General features: G+C 69.3%; 22 protein-coding genes and 3 pseudogenes. 13 read left to right on the top strand and 12 right to left on the bottom strand.

Features of this window, described 5'->3' with window-relative positions; genetic code table 11:
* Positions 1–196: 196 nt before the first annotated feature.
* Entirely contained in the window at positions 197–565 is a 369-nt protein-coding gene (locus ACWCPF_RS32550; protein WP_451048694.1) for a VOC family protein, read from the bottom strand.
* A gap of 63 nt (positions 566–628) precedes the next feature.
* On the opposite strand from ACWCPF_RS32550, the gene ACWCPF_RS32545 reads away from it, so the two are divergent.
* The 3 genes from ACWCPF_RS32545 (at position 629) to ACWCPF_RS32535 (ending at position 2,479) form a co-directional block, all read left to right on the top strand.
* Positions 629–1,087: a MarR family winged helix-turn-helix transcriptional regulator gene (locus ACWCPF_RS32545; protein ID WP_451048693.1), complete on the top strand. Its 459-nt coding sequence runs from the start codon at positions 629–631 to the stop codon at positions 1,085–1,087.
* A gap of 394 nt (positions 1,088–1,481) precedes the next feature.
* On the top strand, positions 1,482–2,279 hold the full coding sequence (locus ACWCPF_RS32540) for a histidine phosphatase family protein (RefSeq protein WP_451048692.1): 798 nt from the start codon (positions 1,482–1,484) through the stop codon (positions 2,277–2,279).
* Positions 2,276–2,479 carry a hypothetical protein gene (locus ACWCPF_RS32535; RefSeq protein WP_451048691.1) on the top strand — a complete coding sequence of 68 codons (204 nt, stop codon included), beginning with the start codon at positions 2,276–2,278 and terminating at the stop codon, positions 2,477–2,479. The genes ACWCPF_RS32540 and ACWCPF_RS32535 overlap by 4 nt, the downstream gene beginning before the upstream one ends.
* A 151-nt stretch (positions 2,480–2,630) precedes the next feature.
* On the opposite strand, the gene ACWCPF_RS32530 is transcribed toward ACWCPF_RS32535, so the two are convergent.
* The gene (locus ACWCPF_RS32530; RefSeq protein WP_451048760.1) at positions 2,631–3,488 is read right to left on the bottom strand and encodes a transposase; all 858 of its coding nucleotides are present in this window, start codon (positions 3,486–3,488) and stop codon (positions 2,631–2,633) included.
* Positions 3,445–3,678: pseudogene (locus ACWCPF_RS32525) on the bottom strand (hypothetical protein); the annotation flags it as partial. The pseudogene ACWCPF_RS32525 and the gene ACWCPF_RS32530, both read right to left, overlap by 44 nt.
* Before the next feature lie 285 nt (positions 3,679–3,963).
* Here ACWCPF_RS32525 and ACWCPF_RS32520 point away from each other — a divergent pair.
* From ACWCPF_RS32520 to ACWCPF_RS32505, 4 genes and pseudogenes are all read left to right on the top strand, one after another.
* Positions 3,964–4,327 (top strand): annotated as a pseudogene (locus tag ACWCPF_RS32520) (transposase); the annotation flags it as partial.
* 377 nt (positions 4,328–4,704) lie between these two features.
* Complete coding sequence (locus ACWCPF_RS32515) at positions 4,705–5,946, top strand: IS110 family transposase (RefSeq protein WP_451048690.1); 1,242 nt, start codon at positions 4,705–4,707, stop codon at positions 5,944–5,946.
* A 21-nt stretch (positions 5,947–5,967) separates the two neighbouring features.
* Positions 5,968–6,365, top strand: a pseudogene (locus tag ACWCPF_RS32510) (IS5 family transposase); the annotation flags it as partial.
* Positions 6,332–6,895 carry a DUF4265 domain-containing protein gene (locus ACWCPF_RS32505; RefSeq protein ID WP_451048689.1) on the top strand — a complete coding sequence of 188 codons (564 nt, stop codon included), beginning with the start codon at positions 6,332–6,334 and terminating at the stop codon, positions 6,893–6,895. The pseudogene ACWCPF_RS32510 and the gene ACWCPF_RS32505, both read left to right, overlap by 34 nt.
* A 25-nt stretch (positions 6,896–6,920) precedes the next feature.
* Here ACWCPF_RS32505 and ACWCPF_RS32500 read toward each other — a convergent pair whose 3' ends face one another.
* From ACWCPF_RS32500 to ACWCPF_RS32490, 3 genes are all read right to left on the bottom strand, one after another.
* Positions 6,921–7,505: a DinB family protein gene (locus tag ACWCPF_RS32500; RefSeq protein ID WP_451048688.1), complete on the bottom strand. Its 585-nt coding sequence runs from the start codon at positions 7,503–7,505 to the stop codon at positions 6,921–6,923.
* 98 nt (positions 7,506–7,603) lie between these two features.
* Positions 7,604–8,017: a hypothetical protein gene (locus ACWCPF_RS32495; RefSeq protein WP_451048687.1), complete on the bottom strand. Its 414-nt coding sequence runs from the start codon at positions 8,015–8,017 to the stop codon at positions 7,604–7,606.
* Between the two features lie 403 nt (positions 8,018–8,420).
* Complete coding sequence (locus tag ACWCPF_RS32490) at positions 8,421–9,323, bottom strand: LysR family transcriptional regulator (protein ID WP_451048686.1); 903 nt, start codon at positions 9,321–9,323, stop codon at positions 8,421–8,423.
* A gap of 124 nt (positions 9,324–9,447) precedes the next feature.
* Between ACWCPF_RS32490 and ACWCPF_RS32485 the strand changes: the two genes are divergently transcribed.
* Together ACWCPF_RS32485 and ACWCPF_RS32480 are read left to right on the top strand one after the other, a co-directional pair.
* Positions 9,448–10,326, top strand: coding sequence for an NmrA family NAD(P)-binding protein (locus ACWCPF_RS32485; protein ID WP_451048685.1), 879 nt, complete (start codon positions 9,448–9,450; stop codon positions 10,324–10,326).
* Between the two features lie 205 nt (positions 10,327–10,531).
* Positions 10,532–10,804, top strand: a complete 273-nt coding sequence (locus ACWCPF_RS32480) for a hypothetical protein (protein ID WP_451048684.1) — start codon at positions 10,532–10,534, stop codon at positions 10,802–10,804.
* Here the strand turns inward: ACWCPF_RS32480 and ACWCPF_RS32475 are convergent.
* Together ACWCPF_RS32475 and ACWCPF_RS32470 are read right to left on the bottom strand one after the other, a co-directional pair.
* On the bottom strand, positions 10,793–11,668 hold the full coding sequence (locus tag ACWCPF_RS32475; RefSeq protein WP_451048759.1) for an ABC transporter ATP-binding protein: 876 nt from the start codon (positions 11,666–11,668) through the stop codon (positions 10,793–10,795). The genes ACWCPF_RS32480 and ACWCPF_RS32475 overlap by 12 nt on opposite strands.
* Positions 11,669–11,670: 2 nt before the next feature.
* Positions 11,671–12,171, bottom strand: a complete 501-nt coding sequence (locus tag ACWCPF_RS32470; protein WP_451048683.1) for an alpha-isopropylmalate synthase regulatory domain-containing protein — start codon at positions 12,169–12,171, stop codon at positions 11,671–11,673.
* 122 nt (positions 12,172–12,293) lie between these two features.
* On the opposite strand from ACWCPF_RS32470, the gene ACWCPF_RS32465 reads away from it, so the two are divergent.
* On the top strand, positions 12,294–12,983 hold the full coding sequence (locus ACWCPF_RS32465; protein ID WP_451048682.1) for a FadR/GntR family transcriptional regulator: 690 nt from the start codon (positions 12,294–12,296) through the stop codon (positions 12,981–12,983).
* On the opposite strand, the gene ACWCPF_RS32460 is transcribed toward ACWCPF_RS32465, so the two are convergent.
* Positions 12,936–13,142 (bottom strand): hypothetical protein, encoded by a 207-nt coding sequence (locus tag ACWCPF_RS32460; protein WP_451048681.1) that lies wholly within the window; start codon positions 13,140–13,142, stop codon positions 12,936–12,938. The two genes, ACWCPF_RS32465 and ACWCPF_RS32460, sit on opposite strands and share 48 nt — an antisense overlap.
* 219 nt (positions 13,143–13,361) lie before the next feature.
* Between ACWCPF_RS32460 and ACWCPF_RS32455 the strand changes: the two genes are divergently transcribed.
* Positions 13,362–14,465, top strand: a complete 1,104-nt coding sequence (locus tag ACWCPF_RS32455) for a DUF4037 domain-containing protein (protein WP_451048680.1) — start codon at positions 13,362–13,364, stop codon at positions 14,463–14,465.
* Between the two features lie 59 nt (positions 14,466–14,524).
* Here the strand turns inward: ACWCPF_RS32455 and ACWCPF_RS32450 are convergent, their stop codons facing one another.
* Complete coding sequence (locus ACWCPF_RS32450) at positions 14,525–15,139, bottom strand: TetR/AcrR family transcriptional regulator (protein WP_451048679.1); 615 nt, start codon at positions 15,137–15,139, stop codon at positions 14,525–14,527.
* 76 nt (positions 15,140–15,215) lie between these two features.
* Between ACWCPF_RS32450 and ACWCPF_RS32445 the strand changes: the two genes are divergently transcribed.
* Positions 15,216–15,911, top strand: coding sequence for an alpha/beta hydrolase (locus tag ACWCPF_RS32445; protein ID WP_451048678.1), 696 nt, complete (start codon positions 15,216–15,218; stop codon positions 15,909–15,911).
* 120 nt (positions 15,912–16,031) lie between these two features.
* On the opposite strand, the gene ACWCPF_RS32440 is transcribed toward ACWCPF_RS32445, so the two are convergent.
* On the bottom strand, positions 16,032–17,102 hold the full coding sequence (locus ACWCPF_RS32440) for a S66 peptidase family protein (RefSeq protein ID WP_451048677.1): 1,071 nt from the start codon (positions 17,100–17,102) through the stop codon (positions 16,032–16,034).
* A gap of 93 nt (positions 17,103–17,195) precedes the next feature.
* Here ACWCPF_RS32440 and ACWCPF_RS32435 point away from each other — a divergent pair, with 93 nt between their 5' ends.
* A complete protein-coding gene (locus tag ACWCPF_RS32435) occupies positions 17,196–17,837 on the top strand; it encodes a histidine phosphatase family protein (protein WP_451048676.1) in 642 nt (213 codons plus the stop codon).
* A gap of 150 nt (positions 17,838–17,987) precedes the next feature.
* On the opposite strand, the gene ACWCPF_RS32430 is transcribed toward ACWCPF_RS32435, so the two are convergent.
* Entirely contained in the window at positions 17,988–18,878 is an 891-nt protein-coding gene (locus tag ACWCPF_RS32430; RefSeq protein ID WP_451048675.1) for a LysR substrate-binding domain-containing protein, read from the bottom strand.
* Positions 18,879–18,919: the final 41 nt, after the last annotated feature.

Raw genomic sequence — 18,919 nt, 5'->3', positions numbered from 1 at the left:
CCCTCGCCGCCCCTGCTCGCCCTCACGCGCGCCGACGGCGGCAGGGTGATCGCCTCACAGGTTCATACCCGGTCGAAGGTTGCCACCGTTCCGGCTTGATAGCGCGCGCTCGATCTGACGTGAGGGAGGGGCTGAGCCTCCGGTGCCGGGTACGCGCTCGGACGGGGAATGGTGATCGTCGTCGGCGTGTGGCTTGTCAGGCGCGGTCGTGGAGAGTGACTTGGTAGCCGTCAGGGTCGGCGAAGGTGAATGTCCGGCCGAAGGGGCCGTCGATCGGTGCGGAGACGATGGTGTGACCGTCGGCGACGAGCGCATCGTGGATGTCCTGGACTTCGGTGGCGTGGAGCCAGATCGCGGCACCGATGCCGGGCTGAGCGACGGATGCGAGATCGGTGCCGGGAACGACGTCGCGGAGTGCGAACGCGATCGGCTTCGTCTCGAAGACCACGGCGTGCGGAGGACCGGCCTGCGAGCGGACGAGGCCGAGGTACTGCTCGTAGAACGCCTGCGAAGCGTCGAGGTCGCGCGCTTGGAGCGAGATGAAGTCGGGGCCGGTGGCGGGCATGATGCTGCTCCTTCTCTTCGTGTCAGATTCCTGACACAAGCCAACGTATGTCAGAATGCTGACATGAGTCAAAACGGTTTCGGCGTCGACCTGGACAAATCACTGGGCTACCTGCTGAAAGAGGCGTCGAGCGCCCTGCGCGCAGCCATGGAGGAGGTGCTGCGGCCACTCGGGATGAGCGTGACGCACTACTCCTGCCTCGAACTGCTGGCTCAACGGCCGGGCTTGTCGAACTCCGAGCTGGCGCGCGGCGCGTTCGTGACACGGCAGTCGATGAACGTGCTGCTCCAGGCCCTGGAACGAGACGGCTACGTGACCAGGCCTGCGGAGGCGCCCGTAGGAAAGGTTCTTCCCGCGCGACTCACGCCTCGCGGCCGACGGAGCCTGGAGAAGGCGACCGTCGCGGTCCGGTCCGTCGAGGTCAGAATGCTGGGCGGCATGACCGAGGCGGAGCAGTCAGCCGCGTTCCGGATCCTGCAGAGCATGATTCATTCCCTGCGCGACGGCAACGACGGGGCGTAGCGCGTTCCGCGGCGCATGTCTCGCAGCGCCCGGACGGGAGCGAAGGCGAGCGTGAAATTCCGTGCAGGCGACCTCGAAGCCGTAGACACGTCACGGCCGGGGATCAAAAGCACCTCCAGCCCGCTGCGGGGGCTGCGTCATGCCGGGGCACCGTGTCTGTTGCCCGGCTCGCCTCTCGAAGGGCGAAAGGGGCTTGCGGCGCTGACTCCCCGGCGTCCAGAGGGGTCAGCCCTCCGCGGCCCGGCCCGGCGGCCAGCAGCACCAGCAGCGTCCGGTAGGGGGCGCCGGACCGAACCGTCCGCCGCCCCGAAAGTCGACGGTCCGAAGGCAATTCCTTGGCCGGGAACGGAAGAACCGGGCCATGATCATGAGGGAACCGACCACGGGAGGCCGCATGTCCGCGCCACACCGCGATGCACGGAGCGAGGCCGAGTCAGCGGTGCCGACGGCTGTGCCGGGCCGGGACGACCGACACGGCCCGGCACTGCTGCCGTCGTCCGCGGTGGCCGCGCTGTGGGCAGTCCGGCACGGGCAGAGCACCGCCAACGTCGCCTTCGCCGAGGCCGAACGAACCGGCTCCGCCGATCTGCCGGTCGCGGGACGCGACAGCGACGTTCCGCTGTCCGCGCTGGGACAGGCCCAGGGCCGCGCGCTGGCCGGCTGGCTCGCCGGACACACTCCCGGAACCGGGCCCGACCTGGTGGTCTGCTCCCCCTATACGCGGGCCCTGCAGAGCTGGGACGCGATGGCCGGACCGGCGGCGGATGTGCCGATGCTCGTCGACGAGCGGCTGCGCGATCGCGAAATGGGCGTCTTCGAGCTTCACCCGCCGCGCGCGCTGGCGGCCCGGGCGCCTGAGGAAGCCGCGCGCCGGGCCCTGCTGGGCGAGTGGTCCTATCGCCCTCCGGGCGGCGAAGCGCTCGCCGACGTCGCGCTGCGCGTGCGGAGCTTCACCACCGAACTGGCCGGGGCGGCCGCCGGGCGCCGCGTCCTTGTCGTCGCCCACGACTCGGTCGTCATCGCCCTGCACTACGTGCTGTCGGGTCTCGGCGCGCCCGTCCCCCACGATCTGCCGCCGGTCCCCAACGCCTCCGTCACGCACTGGCAGGGCGACGGACGCCATCTGCGGCTCGCCCACTGGGGCCAGACCGCCCACCTCACCGACATCGCCCTCCCGGAAGAACCGGCATGACCGACCAGTCCTCCCCCGCCGACCCTCCCGTACTCTCCCGCGTCCAGCCGCTGCCCGGCGGCCTGTACGGCGACGAGCCGCACGAAGCCGCGCGGAGCGACCTGCGGCGGCCGTCGCTGAACACCAGACGCACTGCCAGGCCGACCTCAACCGCGCATGGCTCCAACTCCAGCTCCGCCCGGACGACACCACCGCCCTGAAGCGCGCCCACGCCCGGTGCCGGACGATGCGCCGCTGCCTGACCACTGGGGGGCGTGAGCGGCATGCCTACCCCTGAGAGCCCGGCGGAGGCCGCCCTGTTCGCCGCCCGGCACGCAGCCGCGACGGTCATGGCGCCCGGCGTCCGATCGGTCACAAGCCGGCCCGTTGAAAGGCAACCACCGCCGATATGGCGGCCAGCATCTCTGCCACGACGGCGAGGGCGGTGGCAGCCGCCAGATACAGGGCGTGGTTCCCGGCGGCGTCCGCGACTTCCTTCTGCCGATTCTGCTCCCGTCGCATGCCGGGCCAGTCCCCGGGTTTCGCATCGAGAGCGGTGACCGTGGCGCGAGCCACGCCGTCGGAGACGCTGGGTGCCCTGCCCATGTACTCGGCCATCTGGCGCAGCAGCCCGGCGAGTCGGCTCTCTGCGGTCGCCACGGACCGTTCGTGCCGCGTCGCTGCGGAGTCTTCGAGATAGAGGACCGCAGCCTCACGTGCGAGCGCCTCGATGTCTGCTGTGTGGGCCGAGGTGACTGCTTCGTCAAGAAAAGCTGTCCGCTGGCCGCTCGCCACGATGCTGGTGGTGAGCCTAGCGCTTTGAAAGAGAGTGTTCTGAAAGGGCGTCTTTCGTTCGTATCGGACGGTGAGGCGGCGGTAGCCGAAGAGCCAGGCGATCGACCGTTCGATCTTCCACCGGTGCCACCCAAGGCCTTCGCCGGACTCAATGCCGGGCCGCGCGATGCGCGCGACGAGCCCGCGCTCGCGCAGCCAGGCCGGATGTTCGGCGGAGAAGTACGCCTTGTCCGCACGGAGTTCGACGGGTCGGAGCCGCCATGATCCCCGGCGGGACCGGACGGCGGGTATGCCGCGAATGAGCGGTTTGAGGGCGAGGCGCTCGTGCATGTCCGCGCCGAACACGGAGGCAGCGAGCGGGATGCCCTGGGCATCGGACGGCACGTGCAGCTCACTGCCCTTCTGGCCGTGATCGACCCGGTCCGGCCCAGTCAGCGATCCCCCTTTGAGACGCGAACGGAGGCCGCGTCGACGATCGCCGAGGGCTGGTCCGCCTCACCGCGGGCCCCAAGTTCGTCCAGCACCGCCGGTGCAGCCGACGCCACAGGCCGGCCTCGTTCCATACCGTGAAGCGGCGATGCGCGGTGGCGGGCGACGTACCGAACGTCGGCGGCAGACGCCGCCAGGCACAACCGCTCGCTGGTCAGCCCGTAGACCACTGCCGTGAACACGACCCACTCGTCACACGGAGCGATCCCACCACCTTGCGGACGAGCAGCGAACGACGGCGGCAACGGGGAGGCCGGCTCCCGGAGTTCATCAGGAACCTGACGCTTCGATGGATCAGCACCGACGACCGGCAGCATGCCGCACGAACATCAAGTCACGTGAGACACCCTCTAAGAACTCCTAACGAAATGATCTTCGAGGTGGTTGGATCGCTCCGGGAGCATCGATCCGGGGGTGTGAGGTGGCTCGGCCGAAGCCGTGGCATGTCGAGGACGAACTGTGGGCGGTGATCGAACCACTGCTGCCGAAAGTCGAACGTCGCACTCGCCATCCCGGGCGGAAGCGGCATCCGGACCGGCTGGTGTTCCAGGGCATCCTGTTCGTCCTGCACAACGGGATCACCTGGGAACACCTGCCTCAGGAACTCGGCTTCGGCTCGGGCATGACCTGCTGGCGCCGCCTCGCCGAGTGGACCGAGGCCGATGTGTGGCCCAGGCTCCATCAAACGCTCTTGGCCGAGCTCCGCAGTGCGGACGTCCTGGACTTCTCCCGGGCGGCGGTCGACGGCTCCCATATCCGGGCGCTAAAGGGGGCCCAAGACTGGATGAACCCCTGTCGATCGGGGCAGAACCGGCAGCAAACACCACCTAATGGTGAGTTACGAGGCTGGTGAAGCCTGAAGCACCACCGGGCCCGGAGCCCTTTGATCAGACGGGTTCACCAGCCTCGTGTCGTGGCGGCGGCACGAACGCGATCGAGGCGAGGATGTTCGTGGTCTGAGCCGCTCGCGAGGAACACCTCCCAGCTCACCGGGAGCCTTCAGGCTCCTGAAAAGACTGAGGACCTCGCGGGTAGCTGGGGTCACGAACTGCTAATCGGATGCTGGGCCGTCAGAGCCCTTCCAATTAGGGAGTTGCGTGCCTCCACGGCTATGACCAGCAGGCGAGAGGTGCAACTGCCAGGAAGGACTCGAGACAACCACATGAAGATCTTCTGCGGTATCGACTGGGCCAGCGACCACCATGACATTGCCCTCGTCGATGCCGACGGCATGCTTGTGGCCCGGGCCAGGATCGCTGACGATGTCGCCGGCCTCCAGCAGTTGCTGGACCTCCTGGCCGAGCACGGAGACACCCCCGAAACCCGCATACCAGCCGCCATCGAGACGTCGCGAGGACTGCTGGTGGCCTGCCTGCGAGCCACCGACCGCCCCGTCTACGCAATCAATCCGATGGCAGCGTCCCGTTACCGTGACCGCCACACCGTCGCGCGCAAGAAGTCGGACCACTTCGATGCCATGGTCCTCGCCAACATCTTGCGCACCGACACCGCAGCACACCGGACGCTGCCCGCCGACACCGAACTCGCCGAGGCCATCGCCGTCTTGGCTCGCGCCCAGCAGGACGCGGTCTGGGACCGCACCCAGGCTGCCAACAAACTGCGGTCCCACCTGCGCGAATACTTCCCCGGCTATCTCGCCGCCGTCCAGCCGATCCTCGGCGGCCTGTGCTCATCCGCCGCTCGCACGCTGCTGGCAGCCGCAGCCTCCCCGGGCCGAGCCGCCCTGCTGACCAAGACCCAGCTGCGGGCCGCGCTGAAAAGGGCCGGACGGCAACGCGGGATCGAGGCCGAGGTCACGCGCCTGCAAGCGGTCCTACGGGCCCCACAAATGCGCCAACTCCCGCTGGTCGAAGACGTGATGGGCCACCAGGCCCTGACACTGCTCCGGAAGTTGGACGCCGCCTGCACCAGCGCAGATGAGCTCGCCGAAGCCGCGGTGGAAGCTTTTGAGACACACCCGGACGCCGACATCATCACCAGCTTCCCCGGACTCGGCTCCCTCACCGGCGCCCGTGTGCTCGCCGAGATCGGAGACGATCGATCCCGCTTTGCCGATGCCAGGGCCCTCAAGTCCTACGCCGGAGCAGCACCAGTGACCCGGGCATCCGGCAAAAGTGTCTCCGTCGAGGCCCGCCGGATCAAGAACCAGCGTCTCGCTGCTGCTGGCTATGTCTGGTCGTTCGCGTCCCTGACGGCTTCAGCAGGCGCCAGAGCTCACTACGACCGCAGACGCACCACCGGCGACCGGCACATCTCCGCCCTGCGGAATCTCTTCAACCGCATGATCGGGTGCTTGCACCACTGCCTCGCCAAGCAAGTCCACTATGACGAAACCATCGCCTTCCCCTCCCGCCTCGAGCCCATACTCACTGCCGCAGCTTGACCGCTTAACCCCATCGGATGTCTGATCACCGATGCCACCGGCATCCCGCTCGCCGTCACCCTGACCGGCGGCAACCGCAACGACATCACCCAGCTCATCCCACTGCTCCAGGCAGTGCCACCCGTGAGGGGCAGGCGCGGCCGGCCACGGCGCCGTCCCGACGTCGTGCTCGGTGACCGCGGCTACGACCACAACAAGTACCGCCGCCTTGTCCGCGCGCTCGGCGTGAAGCCACTGATCGCGCGACGCGGCACCGAACACGGCTCCGGACTCGGAACCCAACGGTGGGTTGTCGAGCGCGCCTCGCCCACCTGCACTGGTTCCGCCGCCTGCGGGTCCGCTGGGAGATCCGCGACGACATCCACGAAGCCTTCCTGACCCTGGGATGCGCACTCATCTGCTGGCGGCGGCTGAACACATCCCGCCGTGTGCCAGCCCAGACGGCTGTTGCAGGATCAGGGGATCGGCACTTGGCTACGGGAGGCACCCCATCACCCTCATCACGCACGAGGACCCGATCGGCAAGGACCTCATCGACCACATGATTCAGGCAGACCTGTCTGACCGTAAGGACGGATGGCGCGAGCAGCTCGGCGTACGCAGGCTCACCGGGGACACGTTCGAGGTGGCCTGCCTTCCCTTCTTCACTCAGGGCATCTGCCACCGAGATGTGGTCACCGTCGACGACAACCAACTCGTGACCACGGTGGTGCACAAGTCCGGCCACCAGACCATTCGCGTCGCTCTCGTCATGAAGAACCAGGACGACCGCGAGCGGGTCCGCAAACTCCTCCAGATCAAGGTGACCGAAACCGGACTCCCTCACGAATGGCTTCATGTCACCTATCTAGCGGTCGACCTTCCACCTGGTAGCGACGCCGACTCTCTCGTGCAACTACTGAAGCATCTTTCCCAGACACGCAACCTCTACTGGGAGATCGACTCCTGACCCAACGTTCATTCCGTTAGAAGTTCTAAGCCTTGATCGGTGCGGCCGACCGGGCGGCCTGCTCGATCTTCGCGCAGTAGGCTGCACGGGCTTCCTCGTCGATCGGCTGCTCGTGTTCGGCGCGCACCCCGGTCCGGCCGTCGAGGCCCTCGCGCAGGATATCGGCGTGCCCGGTATGCCGGATGGACTCGCCGAGGACATGGACCATGATGGCGAACAGGTTCGTGTTGAGATGCGGCTCCGGCCACCACGGCACGTGGCCGGGGGCGTCGAGGGGAAGCTCGTCGATCGTCGCGTCCGAGTGTTCCCAAGTGCGCTGGTAGAGCCCGATGATCTGATCGCGGGTCTCGTCCTCGGTCGCCCACAGATCGCTGCCGTCGTAGTCCTGCCATCGGGGCAGCGGTTCCGGGGAAGGGCGGTCGAAGACCTCGCCGAAGTACCTGGCCTCGACGGTGGCCACATGTTTGACCAGGCCGAGGAGGTTGGTCCCGGTCGCGGTCAGAGGTCTGCGCGCGTCGTATTCGGACAAGCCGTCGAGTTTCCAGAGCAGCGCCTCGCGGTCCCGCCGCAGTCTCCCATGCAGGTTGCCTTTCGCGAATTCATCGATCATGCGGCATGAGCCTGCCATGGGCTACTCGTGGCCTCAAGATCCCGTACGACAGCCGAGTGGCGCGCACCTTCCCGCCGGCATCTGTATTGCTTCCGTTCTCAGTCTCGGCTGTACCTGCGTGCGTGCACCATCAGGCAGCGGCCGTTCATGGGTGATGAGGCCGGCCGAACCGGGGCGGCGCGGGCGGCCTGGGCCCGGAGCAGGCCGGCGGCATCCCGCAACAGGTCGTGGCCGAGTTCGGTCGAGCGGCGCGGTTCGCAGGGGTCACCGCCGACGGCGGCCTGGACCAGCCAGGGGTGCAGGGCAGTGCGCCGCTGCAGGCGGCGGCACAGACCGTCGCCAGCGACGATGTGGAGCGTGCGCGGGCCCGGGCGTCCTGCCCCGCCGAGCAGGCACTCGGCGAGCAGCAGGGCCGGCAGCGTCACCGGCAGCGCGACTTCCCGGCAGACGACGCGACTTGTGGCGAACAGGCCGGCCGCCACGCTGATGAGGCCGACGGCAGGTGGCGGCAAACCGCAGGGATCCGAACAGGGATCCGGTAACGGCGCCCAGGACGTGTCGCGCCGCAGAACGCCTGCTGCGAGCTGTGGGGTCTTCCGCGGCTTGGGGGTCTTCCGTGGCTACGGAAGACCCCCACCTTTCCGAAGACCACCCAGAGCGACCTCCTACGGCGCCGCATCCTCCTGTCACCTTGATCAACCAGCCACCACCCCCAAATCAGCGGCAGAGCCCGTAAAGCGAGCCAGAACCGACGATACGCCGGCAGTGGTTCACCACTCGGGGCAGCGCCCGGACGGTGAAGGGAATCGAGCGAGGCCGAGGCTGACAGTGAACATGGGTGGCGGTGATGGAGGGTTGTTGGGGTAGCGGGTGTGCTGGAGGGGGCGGTGGCAGCCAGGCTGGGGCGGGTGCGGCTCAGGTGGTTGTGCTCTGTTTGAAGGGATCTGCTTGTGGGTGCTGGGCGGCTGCGACGGTGCATGCGGCGCGCACGAAGGCGGCGACGGCCGCGGAGCGCGCGTCCTGAGGCCAGGCGACGGCCAGGGTGGCGTCCGGGAGGTCGCTGACCGGGCGGTAGGCGATGCCGGGTCGCGGGTAGCGCCGAGCGACCGAGGTGGGCGTGAAGAACACGATGCTGCCGGTCTCGACGAGGCTGAAGATCTCTGACAGGTTCGAGGCCGGCTGAGCCGCTCCGAACGGGCGCTCGCCGGGCCGGCCGTGACTGGCCGGGGAGCCGCCGGGAAGGTTCCGACCGACCAGGTCGTCCAGGCACAGCCGGGTCCGGGTGGCGAGCGGGTCGGCGGCCGCCAGGGCCACCAGTACCGGTTCGGTCAGAAGCGGCTCGCTGTCCAGGCCGCGGCCGTCGAAGGGGCACAGTACGAGTCCCACGTCGGCGCGGCCGTCGCGCAGTGCCTGCGGCTGCTCGCCGAAGCCCCCGAGGACCAGCTGGTGCGGCAGGGCCGCGGCGTCCGTGCCGTAGGTGTCGATGATTTGGGGCAGTAGACCGCCGTCGACATCGGCCTTGAGCGCGACCCGCAGCCGGGGCGATGCGCTGCCTGCCTGCCGGGCCCGGTGGGCGGCAGCGGTGACCGCGTCCAGGGCGGTCCGGGCATCACGCAGCAGGACTTCCCCGGCCGCGGTGAGCGTCACCTGCCGGGTGGTCCGTTCGAACAGCCCCACGCCGAGCTGCCGTTCAAGTCCCCGGATCGTGCGGGACAGCGGGGGCTGTGCCATGCCCAGCCGAGCGGCGGCGCGTCCGAAGTGCAGTTCCTCCGCGACCGCCACGAAGTATCGGAGCTGCCGCACCTCCAGGTCATTCATACCTCCAAGGTATCAATGGAGATCGGATCGGTCCTTCACCCACGCTGTCGCCCCAGGTTGACTCGAAAGCAACCGGCAACGCCCCCTGGGGTTCCGCCATCGACCGTCTCTCACAGAGGTACTCATGATCGTCATCACCACCCCCACCGGCGACATCGGCCGACAGGTCGTGGACCGCATCCTGGACAGCGGCCAGGCGGTCCGTGTGATCGCCCGCGATCCCTCCTGTCTGTCGGCGCACGTGCGCGCCCACGCTGAAGTGGTGCAGGGCTCCCACAGCGACGCCGACACAATCACAAAGGCGCTCGAGGGCGCAGACCGAATGTTCTGGCTCGTGCCCCCGGCCGGATTCCGCGATGCCGACAGCGCCAAGCGCTACTACCTGGAGTTCACCGGGTCCGCCTGCTCGGAGGCCGCGAGCCGAGGCGTGCGGATGGTGGGCGTCACATCCCTGGGCCATGGGTACCAGGGCGAGGCCGGGCTCCTGTCGGCCGCGCTGGCCATGGACGAGCTGATCGAGGACACCGGCGCTGACTACCGGGCGCTGGCTCTGCCGTTCTTCATGGAAAACCTGCTCCGCCACGCCCCGGCGATGGCACGGCAGGGAACGTTCTCCATGGCGAACGCCGCAGACCGGCCGCTGCCGACCGTCGCCACCCGGGACGTCGCCGCCGCCGCGGCAGCGCTCCTCCTCGACACCTCCTGGCACGGGCAGGCCCGCATCCCCTTGGTCAGCCCCGACAACCTGACCCCCGAAGCCATGGCCGAGGTCATCTCCAACACCCTGGGCCGCACGGTCCACTACCGTCAGGTCCCGCTCGCGGACTTTCAGGCCACGCTGGTGCAGCGCGGCGCGAGCCCGGCGCTGGCGCAGGACATGGCGGACATGGTCAACGCGCAGAACAACGGAATCTACGACGCCGAACTCCGCAACCCGAGCCCCGCCGCCACCGGTTTCCGCCAGTGGTGCCAGGACAGCCTCAAGCCGGCCGCCCAGTCCTGACAACACGCCGATCAATGTCCGAAGACGGCGAACAGCCGTTGGGTGCGGCTCTCCTGAAGTACTTTGCCTGGCCAGCGTAGTTGTGGGTCAGTCTGGCGGGCTTGAGCTCGTAACGCTACTGGGCTGCCGGCCGCACACTCGCTTGCCAGCAGCAACCGAACAGCCGACAAAGCCTCGACCGTATCGCCGCCAGTCGCTTGACGACTTGCGGCAGTCAGGCGTCGTCCAACCCTTCCAGCAGGTGCTTCCGGTCGAGCGCAACTACGTCTACCAGGACCTGGTGATCGCCTCGGTCAGCACCCGCTTCCTCTTCTTCGGTGAGCGATGTGCCATCTCGTCGCCGATCGGCGAACCGGCGTCCAGCAGCTGTGTCGGCTTTGGGGTCGAGCGATGGCTGCACGTGGTGGCGGACCACTTCGGCGGGGACTGGGACCGGGCCCGGGACGCCGTCGAGGAGGCCGGGAAGTCACTGGGCTGAGCGAGCAGCCGGGTGGTGGTGCGCGCCCGCCGGCGTGCACCACCGTTTCCCGGCCGTCTCAGTCGGCCTGCGGCCGGGGGGGGCGCGGCCGGCCGTCACGTTCCAGCGGCCGTCGGTGCGGGTGAGCCGGATGGGGTGGTCGAAGCACTTGCTGACCTGGTCGCTGGTGAGGACCTCATCGGCGGGGCCGGAGGCCAGGCAGCGACCGTAGCGCAGCAGCATCACGTGGGTGGTCCCGGGAGGGAGTTCCTCCAGATGATGGGTGACCAGGACCGAGGCGAGGTCCGGGTAGGTGTGCTGCAAGGTGTCGAGCCGCTCGATGAGCTGCTCGCGGCCGGCGACGTCCAGACCGGTCGCGGGTTCGTCGAGCAACAGCAGCCGCGGACTGGGCATCAGCGCCCGGGCGATCAGCGTACGGCCCCGCTCGCCCTGGGAGAGGGTCGGCCATCGTGCCTCTCGGCGGTCGCCGAGGCCGAGCAGTTCGATGAGGCGGTCGGCCAGGGCAGCCTGCTCGGGGGCCGGGGTCCAGCGGGGGACGCGTTCGAGGGTGTTGGTGACGCCGGTCAGTACGACGTCGTGGACCTTGAGGGCCGAGCGAAGGTCGTGCCGTGGGTTGACGTGGCCGACGTAGGACCGCAGTTGGCGCATGTCGACCCGTCCCAGCCGGTGGCCCAGTACCTCGACGCTGCCGCGGGTGGGGTGGGTGAGCGCCCCGACGAGACCGAGCAGGCTGGTCCTGCCCGCACCGTTGGGGCCGAGCAGCGCCCAGTGCTCGCCGGCCCGTACGGTCAGCGACACGTCGCTCAGGATCGCGCTGCCGTCGCGGACGACCTCCACGTCCCGTGCGTGGAGTACCGGTGCCATGGTCACGCGGAGGCCTGTTCGCAGTGGTTGACTGCGGCCATGACCGCGTGGACGGACGCGGTCAGGACGGAGGTGTCCCAGCCCGCGCCCCAGCAGGTCACGCTGTTCATACCGTTCACGCCATTCACGCCGTTCACGCCGTTCACGCGGCATTCGGCGTAGGCCACGGCGGGGCTGCCCGGACCGGTGCTGGTGGAGTGCTCGGCGTAGCCGAGGATGTCGACGGTGATGCCCATGGTGCGCAGGGCGTCGGCGAGGGCGGACAGCGGTCCGTTGCCGGTGCCGTGGCAGAAGTGCTCCTGCCCGCCGGTGCGCAGGGTGCAGGTGAACCGGTGCTCGCCGGGGGCGGGTTCCGTGGCGTTCCAGGAGGCCAGGGCGATGGGGCCGGTCACGGCGGGGGCGATGTAGGTGGTGCGGAAGAGCTCCCACAGCTCCTGGTGGCTCAGCTCCTGGCCGGTGGAGTCGGTGACGTGCTTCACCGTGCGGGAGAAGTCCGGGCGCATCGAACGTGTCAGGCCCCGCAGCGGCAGCCGAGGAGAAGGAGCTCGTGGAGCAGCATGCGAGGTACGGTAACGACAACTCAGCTCCTCAGACAACCCGAGAGGTGTGGGAAGGTGACCACCACATGTCGCTAGGTGCCTTGCGGCCGTCCCCCTTGGTCGAGCAGGCCACGGAACACCTGCGCGAGCAGATCACCGGCGGTGAGTGGGCCGTGGGGACGAAACTCCCCGGCGAGACCGCTCTCGCCAAGTCCCTCGGCGTGGGGCGCTCCACCGTCCGTGAGGCCCTGCGCGCACTGGTCGGCGCGGGACTGGTGCAGGCACGCCAGGGATCCGGTGTCTTCGTCATCGCCACCGAACCCAGGGACGACTGGTCCACCCAGCTCCGCCAGGCGGTCATCGCGGACGTCTACGAGGTGCGGATGCTCCTCGAGGTGGAGGCCGCGCAACTGGCCGCGCAGCGCCGGACCGAGGACGACATCACCGCCCTCCACGAGGCCCTGGCCAGGCGCAGTGCCGCCGCGAGCGCCGGCGACGCCGAGTTCGTGGCGGCCGACATCGCCCTGCACCAGGTCATGGTCGCCGCGGCCCACAACCCGGTGCTCACCGGCCTGTTCACCGAGTTCGTCCCGGTGCTGCAGCGACGGCTCCTCGATCTGGTCGAGCTGCTCGGCCTGCGCTCCGACGATCCGAACCACGGCGACGCGGGACATGCCGTCCTGGTGGACGCCGTCGTGCAGGGGGATGCCGAGGCGGCCGGACGAGCGCTACGGGACGAGCTCCAGCAGACCCTCGCCCTGCTCCACTCCCTCTGATCCACGCCGTCGTCCGTCGTCGTCCCGGACGACCCCGGCGGCGAGGGCTCGGACGACCCCGACGGGCCGCTGGTCGAACTGATCGGATCGCTGGGAGGCGCGGAGGCCGGACTGCTGCTGGAGCACCTGGTTCTGCGCCAGATGTTCCCCGCTGGTCATCGTGCGGAGGATCTTGCCGGTCGGTCGCCATGGCGGACCCGAGCCGGCGGCGCGGGCGGCCGATGCGCTCGATGCAGCGGGTCCACGTGGGGCCGCGCCTCCGCTCGGAGCCGGAGGCCGAGTGGCCGTACGTGCGATCGATCGAGCCCTGCCCCCGCGACCTGCCCGACGAGGAAAAACCTTCGACCGATCAGGCACCGATGCGGCACCCTCCCCAGCATGACCACGCCGTCGTTCATCCCTGGACTGGAGCTCTCCCGGCGCTTCTACTTCGAAGCCGTACGGCCCTTGCTGGACGAGGCCGTCCCTGGGGTTGCGCACTCCGCCGCCCGCCTCGGCAGCGGCTCGGAAGTCCTCGGATTCGATACCGCCCGCTCCGCCGACCATGAGTGGGGACCCCGCCTGCAGCTCTTCCTGCACCCGCAAGACGTCACCCGCCACGGCGTGAAAATCACGGCACTGCTCGGCGAACGCCTGCCGAAAACCTTCCTCGGCTACCCCACGCACTTCGCCGGCACCGGCGAGGCAGGCATCCGGGTCATGCAGGCAACGGACGGACCAGTCCACCATCGAGTCGAAATCACCGACCCGGCCGCCTGGTTCACCGCGCACCTCGGCTTCGACCCGCGCACGGACATCACCCTGGCGGACTGGCTGGCCACCCCCACCCAGAGCCTCGCCGAGGCCACGTCCGGCGCCGTCTTCCACGACGGACTCGGCGAACTCGCACCAGCCCGTGCCCACCTCGACTGGTACCCCCACGACCTCTGGCTCTACCTCCTCGCCTGCCAGTGGCAGCGCATCTCCCAGGAGGAAGCCTTCGTCGGCCGCTGCGGCGAAGTGGGCGACGAACTCGGCTCCGCCGTCGTCGCCGCCCGCCTGGTGCGCGATCTGATGCGACTCTGCCTGCTCATGGACCGCCGCTACCCGCCCTACAGCAAATGGCTCGGCAGCGCCTTCACCCGCACCCCGCAGGGATCCGCCCTCACCCCGGTCCTCACCGCGGCTCTCACCGCCGCCGACTGGCGCACGCGCGAGCACCACCTCGCACGCGTCTACGAGGCCGTCGCGGCCACGCACAACCGGCTCGGTCTCACCGACCCGGTCGACCCCGCCACGCGGCCCTACCACACCAGACCCTTCAAGGTCCTGCACGCCGAACGCTTCACCACGGCGCTGACCAGTCGTATCACCGACCCGGCCATCAGCTCCCTGCCCACGATCGGCACCGTCGACCAGTTCATCGACAGCACCGACGTCCTCAGCCACCTGGAACTGACACGCGCGGCCACCGACGCCACGGTCTGCTCCCCTCCCGCCTGAGACCGCCCGCCCCGCGCCAAGAGCCGGCTGCGACCTTGGCGACGGGCGGCGACGCCGCACTATGCTCCCGACGAGGTGTCAGCACCGGTCGTGCTGCCGGCGCCCTCCTGGGAACGGTCGGCGCTGGACAGGTGCTCGACTGCGCCGAGGAAGTCGCGGAAGGCCCGGTCGGTGCGGGCCGTGTCGCCGGTGGCGTCGAGGTCCATGAGAAGACCACGGATGACGGCGAGAACGAGCGTCGCGAGATCCGGCCGGCCGATGCTGCGCAGGCCGTCCTCGAGCGGCCCGAGCCAGTCGGTCGTCGCGGTGCGCCGGAAGTCGGGCCACAGCCGTTGCTCCGCGCTCTCGCGCAGCCGACCGAACATCCGCAGGTACGGCTGCCCGTCCGGGCCGGTGATCGAGGTCCAGGCGCGGTCCAGGGTGGCCGCGTACGGCTCGCCGGGTCGCTCCCGCAGGAGGGCGCCGAACAGGTCGAGCTGGCGTTGCCGAGCGTGCGCGAGGACCGCCCGCAACAGGGCGTCGCGGGTGCCGAAGTGATAGATCAGCATGCGGGCCGAGGTTCCGGTGGCAGTGGCCAGCGGTTCGAGGCGGTCGGGGAGGCCGTGCGCGAGGGCGTGATCAGCACACGCGTCCAGCAGCCTCTCCTTGATGCGCGGTTGCGGTCGTCTGCCCACCGCTCGACTTTTTCACGTAACAGCTACTACGTCTACCGTTGATCGAAAGGCGGTCGAGGCAGACATGGAGGCAGCGATGAGGGTCGTGTTCGTGCATGGGGCGTGCGTGCGAAACGGGTTGTGGTGGTGGCACCGCACCGCCGAGTTGCTGCTGGAGAGAGGGGTGCCGAGCCTGGCCCCGGCGCTGCCGAGCTGCGGCGAGGCGGGCCCGCCCGGCGGCGCCGGCGGTCCGGGGCTGTCCGAGGACGTCGCGGCGGTGCGGCAGACGCTGCTGGAGAGTGACGAGCCGACGGTCGTGGTCGCCCACAGCTACGGCGGCATCGTCACCGCGGAAGCCGCCGCGGGCGTCGGGTCGGTACGCCACCTGCTGCTGGTCTCCAGCTACCTGCCCGAGGTCGGGCAGAGCCTGTCGGAGTTCGGGGACGGCGGCCCCGCCCCGTTCCTCGACGTCGACCCCGACGCCGGCACCTTCGGGGTGCGCCCGGAGCTGCTCGTGGACACCTTCCTGCAGGACTGCGACGCCGAGGTCCAGGCGCAGGCGGCGCACCACCTCGCCCGACAGAGCGTGCACGTGACCGGGCAGCCGGTCGGCGCGGCGGCATGGCAGCAGGTGCCCTCGACGTACCTCGTCTGCACCCAGGACCGGGGCACCCCGCCGCGGCTGCAGCGCGAGTTCGCGCGCCGGGCCGGCAGCGTCGTCGAACTCGACGCCGGACACCACCCGTTCCTGTCCCAGCCGGCCGCGGTCCGAGACCTCCTGCTGAGCCTGTGACGGCGGCCGCGATTCCGGACAGCGGTTCGGCCATGCCCACAGGGTGCGGCGGGCTGTGCCCAACGACGGGGCGGAGGAGTTCCCACCGCTCACGTTCGCCGTGCCAGGATCCAACAGAAGTCAGCGTTCCACGACCGCCGACTCGAGCAGGGACAAGGTCCGGTTGTCCGCGTCCACGTCTGCGCGGACGCCGACGGGCAGCGGCAGGTTCGGCGAGGTGTGGCCGAAGTCGACCTGGGCGAGGACGGGGATGTCACGGTGCGCCAGGACGTCGAGCACAACGTCGCGCAGACCGACCTGGTCTGCTTCGCCCTCGTAGGGCGTGACCTCTCTGGGGATGCCGACCACCATGCCCGCGATCCGGTCCAGCACACCGGACAGCCGCAGGGTGTGCAGGTCGCACCAGATCCGCGTGACCGGTCGCTCCACCTCTTCCCAGAACAGGACGGCCCCGTCGAACTGCTCCGCGGCCAGTGCGAAGGGCGTCGCCTGCAACTGGACCAGGCGGTTCAACAAGCCGCCGACCAGCGGTCCCTGCGCGCGGCCCGGCCGCCAGGTTTCCCAAGTCCCCCCTTGCGGCAGGACGCCCGGCGCCTCGGCCTTGGTGAGCACACGGGCGTAGAGGTCGACGAGTTCGGACCGACGGGCCTCGTCGCCCAACGTGTACCAATCGCTGCCGAAACCGTGGGTGGCGATGTCGGCGTGGAAGCCGACGAGGCCGGTCCTGGCGTACAACGCCATCTGCAGCAGCGAGATGTCGCTGTAGCCGAGGATCGGCTTCGGGTCAGCCCGGACCGCATCCAGATCGATCAAATCGAGATAACCAATGGTCGCCTGGCCACCCGTGTGCGCGACGATGGCCCGCACCTCCGGATCCCGGAGCAGCGCGTTGAGCTCGGCTGCCTGCTCCGCCGGAGCGCCCGCCGCCCACCAGCGGCTCCGCGCGGGGTCGACCATCGGGCTGACCCGCACGCGGAAACCCATCCGCTCCAATATCGCCACACCGCGTGCGAGCAGTGGCTCCTCACCGGGCTCGAGCCGGCCCGAGGGCGCGGCGACGACCACCAGATCGCCGGGACGCAGCGCACGGGGACGACGGATCGCAGGCATGGGCCCTCCTTGTTGATCGACAACGGCTGGACAACCACGCAGATACCGCCGGTATTCCGCCTCCTCGACACGATCGAGCAAGGCTCCGGAATCCCGACAGACCGCCAACAGCCGCCAACAACCCCCGCGTTGACATGCAAACGACGCCACCTACCTACAGGAAGGCACTCGCTCATGCGCACGCTGTACGTCGTCACCCATCCCGAGGCGACGCACCACATCGAGGGAGTCGTCGGCGGATGGCACGACTCGCAACTGACGCCCGCCGGTGTCCGTGCCGCGGTCTCCATCGCCCAGGCGCTGCGGGCCCAGATCCCGGACGGCGCCGAAGTCGAGCTGTACACCTCTGATCTGCAGCGCACCCTACGGACGGCCGAGGAGGCGGCCGGGCTGTTCGGCGTGCAGCCGATCGCGGATCGCAGGCTGCGGGAGAAGTCCTACGGCGAGGCGGAGGGACGGCCGCAGGAGTGGCTCGACCAGCGCTTCGTCCCACCGCCGGCGGTGGGGGAACGGATGGAGCACGACGAGGGCGTGGACGGCGCGGAGACGAAGGCGGCGTGGGCGCGGCGCGTCTACGCGGCCATGGACGAGATCCTGCAGAGCCCTTGCGAACACCAGATCATCGTGACGCACGGCGGTTCCCTGACGTGCGTCGTGGCGTGCTGGATCAGAATGCCGATCGCGTCGGCCGGCTATGCCAGTTTCCGGGCGCCCTCCGGCAGCATCACCACCTTGCGTGAAGACGACTTCTTCCACAACCGTCAAGTCGTCAGCCTCGGTGACACCCGGCATCTCGACTCGGCCCAAGCCGGCTGACCTCGCCCCGGCCCCGCTTCGACGGCACCGCGGTGGGGCGGGGCCGCGAGCGGCCGAGCATACGTACGGCGGCGCGAGGGCCGCCGATGTGGGCGATGCGCCCGTCAGGCAGGTCTCACAGGTGCGGCAGGCGCCTGCGTGTCGGCCACGTCATGGCATTCGTCCCCGCAGGCATCCGAGCAGCGCGTGCAGGGCCGGGTTGTCGTTGGTGCGGCGCCACACGAGGTCGAGTTCCACGGGCGCCGGCGTGGGCGGTTCGACCGGTTTGAAGACGACCTCCGGGTATCGCAGTTGTGCGGCTGACTCCGGTACCAGGGCCACGCCCAGGCCGACATTGACGAGCGCGAGGATGCTGTGGACCTGGCTCAGGTACTGGGAGTACACGGGCGTGACATGGGCTGAGCGGAAGATGCTGATGAGCAGTTCGTGGAAGTAGCGGGCCTCTACGGGTGAGTACATCAACAGCTCCTGGCCGTCGAAGTCTCTTATGTGTAGCGCTCCTTGATCTTTCGTCAGTTCATGTGTCGTCGGCAAGGCGGCGACCAGCTGTTCCTTGAGGGCAGGTCTGGACACCAGGTCCGGGCCGGTGACCGAGGGCCGGACGAGGCCCAGGTCGAGGCTGTTGTTGGAGAGCGCCGCGAGCTGGTCCCGGGTGACCATCTCGCGCAGGACGATCTCCGCGTGGGGCATCGCCTCGCGGGCCGTGCTCAGCAGGGCGCCGAGTGTGGAATGGGCGCTGGCGGCGGTGAACCCGACGGTGACACTGCCCGCCTCTCCCGTCGACACCTGCCGTACGGCGAGCGCCGCATGCTCGGAGTGGCGCAGGATGCTGCGGGCCTCCGCCAGGAAGGCTCGGCCCGCAGGGGTCAACTGCACGGATTTGTTGCTGCGGTTGAGCAGCTCGGCACCGAGGTCGTGCTCCAACTGCCGTATCTGCCTGCTGAGCGGGGGCTGCGTCATCCGCAGCCGCTGCGCCGCGCGCGTGAAGTGCAGCTCCTCCGCCACGGCGACGAAACTCGTCAGTTGCGTGAGTGTGAACAACGATGCTCTCCAGGTATCAACACATGCAAATTTTGAGTTAG

The sequence above is a fragment of the Streptomyces sp. NPDC001858 genome (assembly GCF_053594615.1).
This window is presented reverse-complemented; position numbering and strand designations above follow the sequence as displayed.

What these genes read in the sequence shown, in the direction of transcription:
- ACWCPF_RS32550 (WP_451048694.1), bottom strand. Translation starts at nt 565, where the DNA reads ATGCCCGCCACCGGCCCCGACTTCATCTCGCTCCAAGCGCGCGACCTC.
- ACWCPF_RS32545 (WP_451048693.1), top strand. Translation starts at nt 629, where the DNA reads ATGAGTCAAAACGGTTTCGGCGTCGACCTGGACAAATCACTGGGCTAC.
- ACWCPF_RS32540 (WP_451048692.1), top strand. Translation starts at nt 1,482, where the DNA reads ATGTCCGCGCCACACCGCGATGCACGGAGCGAGGCCGAGTCAGCGGTG.
- ACWCPF_RS32535 (WP_451048691.1), top strand. Translation starts at nt 2,276, where the DNA reads ATGACCGACCAGTCCTCCCCCGCCGACCCTCCCGTACTCTCCCGCGTC.
- ACWCPF_RS32515 (WP_451048690.1), top strand. Translation starts at nt 4,705, where the DNA reads ATGAAGATCTTCTGCGGTATCGACTGGGCCAGCGACCACCATGACATT.
- ACWCPF_RS32505 (WP_451048689.1), top strand. Translation starts at nt 6,332, where the DNA reads ATGCGCACTCATCTGCTGGCGGCGGCTGAACACATCCCGCCGTGTGCC.
- ACWCPF_RS32500 (WP_451048688.1), bottom strand. Translation starts at nt 7,505, where the DNA reads ATGATCGATGAATTCGCGAAAGGCAACCTGCATGGGAGACTGCGGCGG.
- ACWCPF_RS32490 (WP_451048686.1), bottom strand. Translation starts at nt 9,323, where the DNA reads ATGAATGACCTGGAGGTGCGGCAGCTCCGATACTTCGTGGCGGTCGCG.
- ACWCPF_RS32485 (WP_451048685.1), top strand. Translation starts at nt 9,448, where the DNA reads ATGATCGTCATCACCACCCCCACCGGCGACATCGGCCGACAGGTCGTG.
- ACWCPF_RS32475 (WP_451048759.1), bottom strand. Translation starts at nt 11,668, where the DNA reads ATGGCACCGGTACTCCACGCACGGGACGTGGAGGTCGTCCGCGACGGC.
- ACWCPF_RS32470 (WP_451048683.1), bottom strand. Translation starts at nt 12,171, where the DNA reads ATGCGCCCGGACTTCTCCCGCACGGTGAAGCACGTCACCGACTCCACC.
- ACWCPF_RS32465 (WP_451048682.1), top strand. Translation starts at nt 12,294, where the DNA reads ATGTCGCTAGGTGCCTTGCGGCCGTCCCCCTTGGTCGAGCAGGCCACG.
- ACWCPF_RS32460 (WP_451048681.1), bottom strand. Translation starts at nt 13,142, where the DNA reads ATGACCAGCGGGGAACATCTGGCGCAGAACCAGGTGCTCCAGCAGCAG.
- ACWCPF_RS32455 (WP_451048680.1), top strand. Translation starts at nt 13,362, where the DNA reads ATGACCACGCCGTCGTTCATCCCTGGACTGGAGCTCTCCCGGCGCTTC.
- ACWCPF_RS32445 (WP_451048678.1), top strand. Translation starts at nt 15,216, where the DNA reads ATGAGGGTCGTGTTCGTGCATGGGGCGTGCGTGCGAAACGGGTTGTGG.
- ACWCPF_RS32435 (WP_451048676.1), top strand. Translation starts at nt 17,196, where the DNA reads ATGCGCACGCTGTACGTCGTCACCCATCCCGAGGCGACGCACCACATC.